A 9,337-nucleotide genomic window follows, 5' to 3' on the forward strand; every position below is an offset into this window, starting at 1 on the left:
GATGTCCGAAGAACCGTCCCCACTCGGTCCCGAGGAGATCACCTCGGACAGCCCGTTCACGCTCCCGGGGTTCTTCGACGCCCTGTCGGAGGGTCGCCTGCTCGGTGCGGTCTGTTCGGACTGCGGGAAGACGCTCGTCCCGCCGCGACCGGCCTGTTACGCGTGTGGGAGCCGGTCGCTCTCGGTCGAGGACCAGCCCCGGACGGGTCACGTCGTCTCCTACACCGCCGTCCACACGCCGCCGCCGGCGTTCGCCGACGAGGCCCCCTACACCATCGCCGTGGTCGAACTCGACTCGGGTGCCCGACTCACGGGTCGGCTCGACGCCGACTACGAGGACGTCGCCATCGACGACCCCGTGGAGCTGACGGTCCGCGAACCCGACGAGGCGCTCCGGGAGCGGTCGCTGAGCTACGAGACCGAGTGGCCGCTCCACGTCTTCGAGCCGCGATAGGAGGCGGCTGTGGTCGGGATCAGCCGAGGTACTGTCCGCGCCAGGCGAGCAGGTCCTCGCGGTCGCGGGTGTCCTCGGGGAGGTCGCGGAACCAGCGGGCCTCGCTTATTTCGCCGTCGGGGTCGCTGACCGCCGGGTCGGTCGTCTCCGCACGGGCCGCGTACACCGGGAGCACGCCCCAGGTCCGGTGGTCGCCGGATCGAACGTCGACCCGCGAGAGCATCCCGAGACCCTCGTAGGTCGCCTCCACGCCGGCCTCCTCGTTCAGTTCCCGCTCGGCCGCCTCGCGGAACGTCTCCCGGCCGTCCAGACACCCCCCCGGGAGCACCCAGAGGTCGACCCCCTCGTGACGGACGAGCAGGAGTTCCCCCGAGGGACGGTAGACGGTCGTGTGCGCTCCGTACGGCGCGCCCGTCTCGCAGATGCGCTCGGCGAGCTCCCTGAACCGACGCCGGGAGACGTGCTTTTGATGGGTGGTCTCGTAGTATTCCCCTCCCTCGCCGTGGCGCTCGAGGAGCGCGTGGCGTGCCTGTGCGGCCTGCTGGCCGGCCCTGTCGGCGAGGTACCAGAGGTCACCGAACGTCGTCATGACGGCGAACGCCGGCCCGAGCGTGAGGGGCGGTCGGGCAGCGGAGCGAAGTCCGAGCGTGTCGCGTTCATGGGACGCGTACGGTACACCGTCGCAATAAGGCTTCGACACCGTCGATGCCGGGGTCGAGGGACCTTCAACGTGGGTGTTCCCGTGGCCGTCGGCGGGCGTGAACCGTCGCTCTTTTGCTCGGGGATGGGGTAGTCCCGAACATGGCATTCGAGAAAGGCGACCGGGTCGTGCTCAACGACCAGCACAGCGAGTTCGACGGCGAGACGGGCGAGATAACGCAGGTCTCGGAGACGATGTTCGGCGACGCCACTTACATCATCCAGTTCGAGGAGGGACAGGAGGCCGGCATCGCCGAGGACGCCATCGAGGCCGCCGACGAAGACGAGGAGTAGCGCCGGATGCCGTCGGTCCCCGTCCACTACGTCGACCTCCGGGCGTTCTGCTACGCGACCGAGGACGAGAAGCGCGTCGAGCAGGCGCTACGGGCGTTCGTCCCGGGGCCCGCTTCCCCCGAGGAGGACGACGGGGCCGACGAGACCGAGGACGGGGATCGGGCGTTCGAGTTCGTCGAACTCGACCGCGAGACCACCGAGGGGTTCCACGGCGACCGCATCCTCGTGCTCTCGGTTCGGCTCGAACGGGCCGACCAGGTGCGGTACGCCCTCTCGGCGCTCGCCGGAGCCGAGGAGTTCGACCGCCTGCTCGCCGAACTCGAGGATCGCGTCGACGACAACACCGCCTTCTTCGTCCAGCTCGACAAGCAGGGGGCGTTCCGAGGGGACGTCCGGCTCGGAGAGGGGATCACGTTCCGCGCGAAGGTCGAAGCCTACCCCGCCAGACGCGAGAAGGCAGTCGAGAACGCCCGCGAGACGCTCGAACGGCTCCGCGAGGGCGGGGCCTGATACGGACTGTCGTAACGATCTACCGATAGTCGTCAGCCCCTCCTGGGCGATCGTCGGTAAAAGACTACAACAGCCCGTACGGGACGGCCCCGTCCCTGGACTTGATCCGGATCCCTCGGAGCCGCGTCGCGTCGAACGTGAACGGCTCCGGTCGAGCGCCGTCGACGTCGGTGATCCCGTAGTCGCGGGCGAGCTCGTCCGACTTGAACACGTCGCCCGACCGGTCCGTCACCCGGGGGTCCGCGGCGAGCGCCGCTACCGCCCGCCCCGAGTACCGGGTGGGCTCGGTTCCGTCGGGTATCTCCTCGGGGCCGTCGAACGCGGCCTCGACCCGTTCCGTTCCGGTGAACTCCGGGTAGAGTCCTACTACATCGTTCGGGTTTGCGGAGTTCGCGGGCGATCCCGCGCCAACTCCGCGGCTCGCGCCCGTCACCAGCACGATGGTCCCCCCAGATCTGCGTCGGGCGGTGTCCCGTCCACGACCCGCGGAGGCGCTCCCGGCGAACGACGCTCGCGCCGGGGGCGGACACACAACGCCCAAGTCCGCGCCGATCCCTCGTCAATCCGTGTACGAGGCCGTCCACGCGCATCCCGACGGCGGGGCGACCGTCGCCCGCCACGCCAGCGAGGCCGCGAGCCTCGGCTTCGAGGGGGTGGTCGTCCGGAACCACGGCGACGCCCCAGCCGAGTACGATCCCCGGACCGTCGCGGAGGCGTTCGGCGTGGACGTCGTCGAGGGGATCGAGGTCCGCACCGACGACCGCTCGCAGGCGGCGAGCCTGGTCCGGCGGTTCCGCGAGGAGGCGACCCTGGTGTGCGTCCACGGCGGGAATCCGACGATCAACCGCTACGCCGTCGAAGAGCCGATGGTGGACGTGCTGGCCCACCCGATGCGGGGCGACGGCGACGTGAACCACGTTCTCGCCCGGGCGGCCGCCGAGAACGGCGTCCGGCTGGAGTTCTCGCTGGCCGACGTCCTCCGTGCCGACGGCGGTCCGCGGGTGCGGGCGATAGCCGGACTCCGCAAGCTGCGCGAGCTCGTCGCGGACGCCGAGACCCCGTTCGTGGTGAGCGCCGACCCGGCCTCGCACCTCGACTGGCGCGCTCCCCGCGAGCTGGTCGCCGTGGGCGAACTCGTGGGGTTCGAAGCCGAGCAGGTCCGCGAGGGGCTCGCCGAGTGGGGCCGACTGGCGGCGCGCAACCGCGAGCGGGCCTCCGAGTCCTTCATAGAGCCGGGGGTCCGACGGGGCAGGTATGAAGAGGAGCCTCGATGAACACGCCGCCCGGTTCGACGAGTACGCCGACGACTACGACGAGGATAAGAGCGACGAGTACCTCGCCTGCGTCTCGCTGGTCGTCGAACACGCCGCTCCCGAGTCCGGTGACGTGGTCCTCGACATCGGCACCGGGACGGGCGCTATCGCGCTCGCGCTCGCCCCCGACGCGGGGCGGGTGATCGGGCGGGACATCAGCGACGGGATGATGGAGAAAGCCCGCGAGAAGGCCGCAGAGCGCGGCATCGAGAACGTCGAGTTCGGGAACGGGACGTTCCGCGAGCCGAACGTCGAGGGCCCCGTCGACGTGGTCGTCTCGAACTTCGCCATGCATCACATCCCCGACGAGGAGAAGCGCGAGGCCATCGCGGCCATCGCGGACCTCGGCCCCCGCCGGTTCGTCCTCGGGGACATCATGCTCTTCGGCGAACCGGACCCCGAGACACCGTTCTACTCCCCGGAGGTCGACGACCCGGCGACGGTCGGCCTGCTCGCGGACGCGCTCACGGACGCGGGGTTCGCGCTCACGGCCGTCGAGATGGTCCACGAACAGGTCGGTGTACTCGTCGCCGAACGGGCCGGTGAGCCCGATCCGGTCCACGAGGACGAACCGGTCGGGATGACCGAGGATTAGGGAGACACCGCATGAAACACCTGCCGAAGCACCTCCGACCCCGCTATCGCTACCTCGGCGTCGAGCTACGGGGCCATCCGGATACCGCGATCGACCGGGGCGCGTTCCAGCGCCACCTCTGGTACGCCGCACAGAACCTCGTCGGCGACGCCGGGAGCGCGGCGCTTGGCCTCGAAGTGCTCGGGTTCGAGTTCGTCGGCGGGGAGGGCTGTGCCGTGGTCCGGTGTCGCCGGGGATCGGTCGATCGGGCACGGGCCGTCCTGGCGTGTCTCGGCGAGGTCGAGGGCGAGCGGATACGGGCGGTCGTTCGCGGGACGAGCGGCACCGTACGAGGCTGTGAAGAAAAGTTTATCCACGCCCCGGGCGGAGTTTCCGAGGAGAGAACGGTCGCGTTCGCGGACGCCGACCGGCGCGCCGTCGTCCGGGAGGACGGCGTCGATGTGCGCGTCGGGTCGTCGTACGTGGGGGCGACGCACCTCGACACCTGAACTATGCAGGGACAATCCCAACAGCAGGCTTACGATCGGGGTATCACCATCTTCTCCCCGGACGGTCGCCTCTACCAGGTCGAGTACGCACGGGAGGCGGTGAAACGAGGGACGGCGTCCGTCGGCGTGAGGACCGCCGGCGGCGTCGTCCTCGCCGTCGACAAGCGCATCCGCTCGCCGCTGATGGAGCGGACCAGCGTCGAGAAGATCCACAAGGCCGACGAGCACATCGGCATCGCCAGCGCCGGCCACGTGGCCGACGCCCGCCAGCTGATCGACTTCGCCCGCCGGCAGGCCCAGGTCGAACAGCTCCGGTACGGCGAGCCGATCGGCGTCGAGACGCTCACCAAGTCGGTGACCGACCACATCCAGCAGTACACGCAGGTCGGTGGCGCACGACCGTTCGGCGTCGCGCTCATCATCGGCGGCGTCGAGGACGGCCAGCCCCGCCTCTACGAGACGGACCCCTCGGGGACGCCCTACGAGTGGAAGGCGCTCGCGGTCGGGGCCGACCGCGGCGAGATCGAGGACTACCTCGAGGAGCACTACGACGAGTCGATGGACCTCGACGGCGGCATCGGCCTCGCGCTCTCGGCGCTCGCTTCCGCCAACGAGGGCCAGCTCAGCCCCGAGGGGATCGGCGCGGCCACCATCGACGCCGAGACCGCGACCTTCAGCGAGGTCTCCGACGAGGAACTCGAGAGCCACCTCGCCGAGAACGACCTCCTCGCGCCCGAGGAGGACGAAGACGAGGACGAGGAAGCGTAACGCAGACCCCGACGGACTCGACGTATCGGTACGCGAACGGCTTTTATCCCGGGGGCACCCTACCGGGATACATGATATCGCTCGACGAGGCGGTGACCGCCCGCCTCGAGTCCCACGGCCAGCGCTTCGAGGTTCTCGTGGACCCGGACGCGGCGCTCGCGATCAAGCGCGGGGAGTTCGACGGCGAACTCGAGGAGGTCATCGCCGCCGAGGACGTCTTCGAGGACGCCTCCCGGGGTGACCGCCCTCCCGAGGACTCCCTCGAAGAGGTCTTCGGGACGACCGACCCGATGGAGATCATCCCCGAGGTCGTCGAACGGGGGGAGATACAGATCACGGCCGAGCAGCGCCGCGAGATGCAGGAACAGAAGCGCCGGCAGTTGATCAACCAGATCGCGCGCAACGCGGTCAACCCCCAGATGGACGACGCACCCCACCCGCCGGAGCGGATCGAGCGCGCGCTCGAGGAGGCGGGGTTCAAGGTCGACCCGATGGAACCCGTCGAGAACCAGGTCGACGACGCGCTCGACGCGCTTCGACCCGTCATCCCCATCCGGTTCGACGAGGTGGTCATGGCCGTCCGGCTCCCCGCGGAGTACGCCGGGAGCGGTCAGGCCCAGATACGGCAGTTCGGTGACCTCGAACGGGAGGAGTGGCAGAACGACGGCTCCTGGGTCGGCGTCGTGCGGTTCCCTGCGGGCCTCCAGAACGACTTCTACGACCTCGCCAACGAGGTCTCCTCGGGGGAGGCCGACACCCGCGTCATCAAGGACGAGGACGAGATCGGCACGCGCTGAACCGACGGCTCCGGCGTCGCTTCGACGGAGAACGGCCGTTCGTGGTCGGGACCGGTCGACGCTCCCCGCGTCAGCCTGCGTCGGCCCCGTCCGTAACCTGCTCCTACTCCTCGATGTCGTCGACGATCTCCTCGGGGTCGATGTCGGCCTCCTCCAGGGCCTCCTCCATGTCGACGTCGCCGCCGCCCGGGGCACCGCCACCCATGCCGCCCATCATGCCGCCCATACCGCCCATCATCCCGCCGGTACCGTCGAGGACCTCCTCGACGATCATCCGGTCGATGCCGGTCTTGTCGATGACCTCCTGGGCGATCTGCTGCTTCTGGAAGAGCCACTGCTGGTTCATCGAGAGCTGCGGGGTCGCCTCGACGTAGAGGGTCTTCTTCTCGACGGTCTCGGTGACCGTCTCGGGCTCCGCGTCCTCGTCGTCCGGATCGGGCTCCTCGACGCGGGTCTCCTCGACCTCCTCGTCCTCGATGCGCATCTCCAGATCCATGTCGAGGAACATGTTGAGCAGCCCCTCGGCGCGTTCGAGCTGGTCGTCGACGACGCCGACGATCTCGTACTCGTACTCGACGTCCTCGCCGGCCAGCGGGTGGTTGAAGTCGACGCGGGCACGGCCGCCGATGATCGTCTCGAGGACGCCCTGTCGGCCGTCGATCTGGATGCGAGCGCCGGGGTAGCGGTCGTCCTCGTCGATCTTCGAGGCCGAGACGGTCTCGACCTGCGACTCGTCGTACTCGCCGAACGCCTCGCCCGCCGAGACGGTGACGCTCCCCGAGTCGCCGGCCTCCTTGCCCACGATGTCGTCCTCGACGGCGTCGAACAGGTGGCCCGAGCCGAGGACGATGACGCGGGGCTCGAACGTCCCCTGGTCTTCGACGCCCTCCTCCTCGGCCACCTCCGGATCCGTGGTGTCGACGAGCTGGTCGCCCTCGACCGTCCGGGCCGTGTAGTCGAGACGGACGAAGTCGCCGTCCTGGAGCCCGCTCTCGGGCTCCTCCGATTCCTCCTCGGTCTCCTCCGTCCCCTCGGTCGTCGCTGCTTCCGCCGTCTCCTCGACGTCGGCTTCCGTGTCAGCGTCGGCGTCGGCGTCCCGCTCCGCCGCCTCTGACTCCTCGACGTCCTCGGACTGGTCGCTCATAGCCTCACGGACTGTCGTGCCACTCTTAACAATCACGTTTCGCCTCGGGGCCGTGCGTCCCGTCCCCGCCCGCCACGGACGACCATTCTTTTGTCCGCCACCCTCCTCGACCCGGGCGTGTACGAGGTGGAACTCAAAGTCGAGGCCGAGCACGGCCCGATCCGCGAGCGGCTGTCGGAACTCGGTGCCGAGCCCCGGGGCCGCGTCCGTCAGGTCGACACCTACTACGACGCCCCCCACCGCTCGTTCGCCGAGACCGACGAGGCCCTCCGCGTCCGCGAGGAGCGGGACGACGATGGGCGCTGGATCGGGGTGACCTACAAGGGGCCGCTCGTCGAGGCCGAGTCGAAGACCCGCGAGGAGCACGAGACGGCCGTCGAGGACGGCGATGAGATGCGGGCCGTCCTCGAAGGGGTCGGGTTCGCGCCCGCCGAGACCGTCGAGAAGGAGCGCGAACGGTTCCGGTACCGGGAGTACACCGTCACGCTCGACGCCGTCGACGGTCTCGGCGAGTTCGTGGAGGTCGAGACCGAGGCGGAGGCGGTCGAGGAGGCCCGCGAGGGGGCGATCGCCGTCCTCCGCGAACTCGACCTCGATCCCGACGAACAGGTCCGCACCTCCTACCTGGGCCTGCTCCTCGAGGATCGCGACCAGCGCGACGCCAGCAATGTCCAGTAGTAATACGAGCGTGGGTGAAAGTTTTCGTAAGTTATAGGCCCCGAGCGGGCGTGCGTTCGTCAATGAGCAGTCGGAACATCCGCGTCGAGCCCGTCGCGGGGCGCGCGGTGGAGGATCAGGAGGTCGAGATCGTCGAACGGAAGGGTCTCGGCCACCCCGACTCCATCTGCGACGGTATCGCCGAGCACGTCTCCCGGGCGCTCGCCAACGCCTACATCGAGCGGTTCGGGAAGGTCCTCCACTACAACACCGACGAGACCCAGCTGGTCGCCGGGTCGGCGGCCCCCGCCTACGGCGGCGGCGAGATGCTCGAACCCATCTACATCCTCGTCACGGGTCGGGCGACCAACCGCTACGACGGCAAGCGGATCCCCACCGAGACCATCGCGCTGCGTGCGGCCCGGGACTACCTGACCGAGCACTTCCCGCACCTCGACTTCGGGGCGGACGTCGTCGTCGAGGCCCGTCTCGGGGAGGGGTCGGGCGACCTCCAGGAGGTGTTCGGCGAGGAGGGGAGCGTCCCGATGGCCAACGACACCTCCTTCGGGGTGGGCCACGCGCCCCTGACGGAGACCGAGGAGATCGTTCTGAACACCGAGCGCCGGCTCAACGGAGAGTACAAGGCCGAGAACCCGGAGGTGGGCCGGGACGTGAAGGTGATGGGGAAACGCGAGGGCGACCGCATCGACGTGACCGTCGCGGTGGCGCTGGTCGACCACTACGTCGACGACCTGAACGAGTACGACGACGCCGTGCGGGGCGTCCGCGAGTTCGTCGAGGGGCTCGCCGCCGAGTACACCGACCGCGAGGTGGCGATCCACCTCAACACCGCCGACGACTACGAGGAGGGGTCGGTCTACCTCACCACCTCGGGGACCAGCGCCGAGATGGGTGACGACGGCTCGGTCGGCCGGGGCAACCGCGCGAACGGGCTCATCACGCCCAACCGGTCGATGTCGATGGAGGCCACCTCGGGGAAGAACCCCGTCAACCACATCGGAAAGATCTACAACCTGCTCTCGACCGAGATCGCCCAGGCCATCGTCGGAGAGGTCGACGGCATCCGCGAGGCCCGCATCCGTCTGCTCTCCCAGATCGGCCAGCCCATCGATCGGCCACACGTCGCCGACGTCTCGCTCGTCACCGAGGACGGCGTGAGCGTCGCGGACGTCCACGACGAGGTCGAGGCGGTCGTGGATCGCGAACTCGCGGACGTCACCGACGTGACCCGGCGGGTCATCGACGGCGAACTCACGACGTTCTGACCCGCCCGGGCGAGACACGGGGTTTATCGGCTGCCGGACCGCGTCGCTCGTATGGCCTACACGGAGCAACTCTACGACCGTCCCGGCCTCACCGGTCTCCTGCTCGGCATCGTCCTCCGCTTCGCCGGCGACTTCGTCGGCGCACAGGTGAACCTCGTCGCGCTGCTGCTGTTCTCGTTCGGCGTCGTCGTCGCCATCTGGGCCGACGACTGGTGGAGCCGTCCGGGACAGGCCATGTCCGTCGCGGGCGCGTTCGTCATCCTCGTCGCCGCCGTCGGCGAACTGCTCGTCGCCCTCTAGCGAAACCTCTTTTCTCCCGCCCCCGTTCGACC

At 69.4% G+C, this 9,337-nt stretch carries 14 protein-coding genes; 11 read left to right on the forward strand and 3 right to left on the reverse strand.

Annotation, left to right across the window (positions count from 1 at the left end; all coding sequences use genetic code 11):
- The first annotated feature begins 1 nt into the window (after position 1).
- A complete protein-coding gene (locus WDJ58_RS12970; protein ID WP_338913694.1) occupies positions 2-454 on the forward strand; it encodes a Zn-ribbon domain-containing OB-fold protein in 453 nt (150 codons plus the stop codon).
- A gap of 19 nt (positions 455-473) precedes the next feature.
- Here the strand turns inward: WDJ58_RS12970 and WDJ58_RS12975 are convergent, their stop codons facing one another.
- Positions 474-1,043: an NUDIX hydrolase gene (locus WDJ58_RS12975; RefSeq protein ID WP_338913695.1), complete on the reverse strand. Its 570-nt coding sequence runs from the start codon at positions 1,041-1,043 to the stop codon at positions 474-476.
- 212 nt (positions 1,044-1,255) lie between these two features.
- Between WDJ58_RS12975 and WDJ58_RS12980 the strand changes: the two genes are divergently transcribed.
- Entirely contained in the window at positions 1,256-1,447 is a 192-nt protein-coding gene (locus WDJ58_RS12980) for a DUF1918 domain-containing protein (RefSeq protein ID WP_338913696.1), read from the forward strand.
- Positions 1,448-1,453: 6 nt separating this feature from the next.
- Positions 1,454-1,957 carry an RNA-binding protein gene (locus WDJ58_RS12985; protein ID WP_338913697.1) on the forward strand — a complete coding sequence of 168 codons (504 nt, stop codon included), beginning with the start codon at positions 1,454-1,456 and terminating at the stop codon, positions 1,955-1,957.
- Between the two features lie 64 nt (positions 1,958-2,021).
- Here the strand turns inward: WDJ58_RS12985 and WDJ58_RS12990 are convergent, their stop codons facing one another.
- Positions 2,022-2,390, reverse strand: a complete 369-nt coding sequence (locus tag WDJ58_RS12990; protein ID WP_338913698.1) for a hypothetical protein — start codon at positions 2,388-2,390, stop codon at positions 2,022-2,024.
- Positions 2,391-2,523: 133 nt separating this feature from the next.
- Here WDJ58_RS12990 and WDJ58_RS12995 point away from each other — a divergent pair, with 133 nt between their 5' ends.
- The 5 genes from WDJ58_RS12995 (at position 2,524) to WDJ58_RS13015 (ending at position 5,918) form a co-directional block, all read left to right on the forward strand.
- Positions 2,524-3,231 carry an RNase P subunit p30 family protein gene (locus tag WDJ58_RS12995; RefSeq protein ID WP_338913699.1) on the forward strand — a complete coding sequence of 236 codons (708 nt, stop codon included), beginning with the start codon at positions 2,524-2,526 and terminating at the stop codon, positions 3,229-3,231.
- Positions 3,212-3,865, forward strand: a complete 654-nt coding sequence (locus tag WDJ58_RS13000; RefSeq protein ID WP_338913700.1) for a class I SAM-dependent methyltransferase — start codon at positions 3,212-3,214, stop codon at positions 3,863-3,865. Before WDJ58_RS12995 ends, WDJ58_RS13000 begins: the two co-directional genes overlap by 20 nt.
- Before the next feature lie 11 nt (positions 3,866-3,876).
- Positions 3,877-4,353 carry an Rpp14/Pop5 family protein gene (locus WDJ58_RS13005; RefSeq protein WP_338913701.1) on the forward strand — a complete coding sequence of 159 codons (477 nt, stop codon included), beginning with the start codon at positions 3,877-3,879 and terminating at the stop codon, positions 4,351-4,353.
- Positions 4,354-4,356: 3 nt separating this feature from the next.
- A complete protein-coding gene (gene psmA / locus WDJ58_RS13010) occupies positions 4,357-5,121 on the forward strand; it encodes an archaeal proteasome endopeptidase complex subunit alpha (RefSeq protein WP_338913702.1) in 765 nt (254 codons plus the stop codon).
- Between the two features lie 71 nt (positions 5,122-5,192).
- On the forward strand, positions 5,193-5,918 hold the full coding sequence (locus tag WDJ58_RS13015; protein ID WP_338913703.1) for a ribosome assembly factor SBDS: 726 nt from the start codon (positions 5,193-5,195) through the stop codon (positions 5,916-5,918).
- Between the two features lie 103 nt (positions 5,919-6,021).
- Here WDJ58_RS13015 and WDJ58_RS13020 read toward each other — a convergent pair whose 3' ends face one another.
- Positions 6,022-7,062 carry an FKBP-type peptidyl-prolyl cis-trans isomerase gene (locus tag WDJ58_RS13020; protein ID WP_338913704.1) on the reverse strand — a complete coding sequence of 347 codons (1,041 nt, stop codon included), beginning with the start codon at positions 7,060-7,062 and terminating at the stop codon, positions 6,022-6,024.
- 117 nt (positions 7,063-7,179) lie between these two features.
- On the opposite strand from WDJ58_RS13020, the gene cyaB reads away from it, so the two are divergent.
- From cyaB to WDJ58_RS13035, 3 genes are all read left to right on the forward strand, one after another.
- A complete protein-coding gene (cyaB, locus tag WDJ58_RS13025) occupies positions 7,180-7,740 on the forward strand; it encodes a class IV adenylate cyclase (protein WP_338913705.1) in 561 nt (186 codons plus the stop codon).
- Between the two features lie 62 nt (positions 7,741-7,802).
- Entirely contained in the window at positions 7,803-9,005 is a 1,203-nt protein-coding gene (locus WDJ58_RS13030; RefSeq protein WP_338913706.1) for a methionine adenosyltransferase, read from the forward strand.
- Between the two features lie 51 nt (positions 9,006-9,056).
- Positions 9,057-9,305, forward strand: coding sequence for a hypothetical protein (locus WDJ58_RS13035; protein ID WP_338913707.1), 249 nt, complete (start codon positions 9,057-9,059; stop codon positions 9,303-9,305).
- Positions 9,306-9,337 lie beyond the last annotated feature (32 nt).

The sequence above is a fragment of the Salinirubellus litoreus genome (assembly GCF_037335815.1).
In the GTDB taxonomy this organism is placed as follows: domain Archaea; phylum Halobacteriota; class Halobacteria; order Halobacteriales; family Haloarculaceae; genus Salinirubellus; species Salinirubellus litoreus.

Excerpts from the sequence above, each read along its gene's own strand:
- WDJ58_RS12970 (WP_338913694.1), top strand. The coding sequence starts at position 2 with ATGTCCGAAGAACCGTCCCCACTCGGTCCCGAGGAGATCACCTCGGAC.
- WDJ58_RS12975 (WP_338913695.1), bottom strand. The coding sequence starts at position 1,043 with ATGACGACGTTCGGTGACCTCTGGTACCTCGCCGACAGGGCCGGCCAG.
- WDJ58_RS12980 (WP_338913696.1), top strand. The coding sequence starts at position 1,256 with ATGGCATTCGAGAAAGGCGACCGGGTCGTGCTCAACGACCAGCACAGC.
- WDJ58_RS12985 (WP_338913697.1), top strand. The coding sequence starts at position 1,454 with ATGCCGTCGGTCCCCGTCCACTACGTCGACCTCCGGGCGTTCTGCTAC.
- WDJ58_RS13000 (WP_338913700.1), top strand. The coding sequence starts at position 3,212 with ATGAAGAGGAGCCTCGATGAACACGCCGCCCGGTTCGACGAGTACGCC.
- WDJ58_RS13005 (WP_338913701.1), top strand. The coding sequence starts at position 3,877 with ATGAAACACCTGCCGAAGCACCTCCGACCCCGCTATCGCTACCTCGGC.
- psmA (WP_338913702.1), top strand. The coding sequence starts at position 4,357 with ATGCAGGGACAATCCCAACAGCAGGCTTACGATCGGGGTATCACCATC.
- WDJ58_RS13015 (WP_338913703.1), top strand. The coding sequence starts at position 5,193 with ATGATATCGCTCGACGAGGCGGTGACCGCCCGCCTCGAGTCCCACGGC.
- WDJ58_RS13020 (WP_338913704.1), bottom strand. The coding sequence starts at position 7,062 with ATGAGCGACCAGTCCGAGGACGTCGAGGAGTCAGAGGCGGCGGAGCGG.
- WDJ58_RS13030 (WP_338913706.1), top strand. The coding sequence starts at position 7,803 with ATGAGCAGTCGGAACATCCGCGTCGAGCCCGTCGCGGGGCGCGCGGTG.
- WDJ58_RS13035 (WP_338913707.1), top strand. The coding sequence starts at position 9,057 with ATGGCCTACACGGAGCAACTCTACGACCGTCCCGGCCTCACCGGTCTC.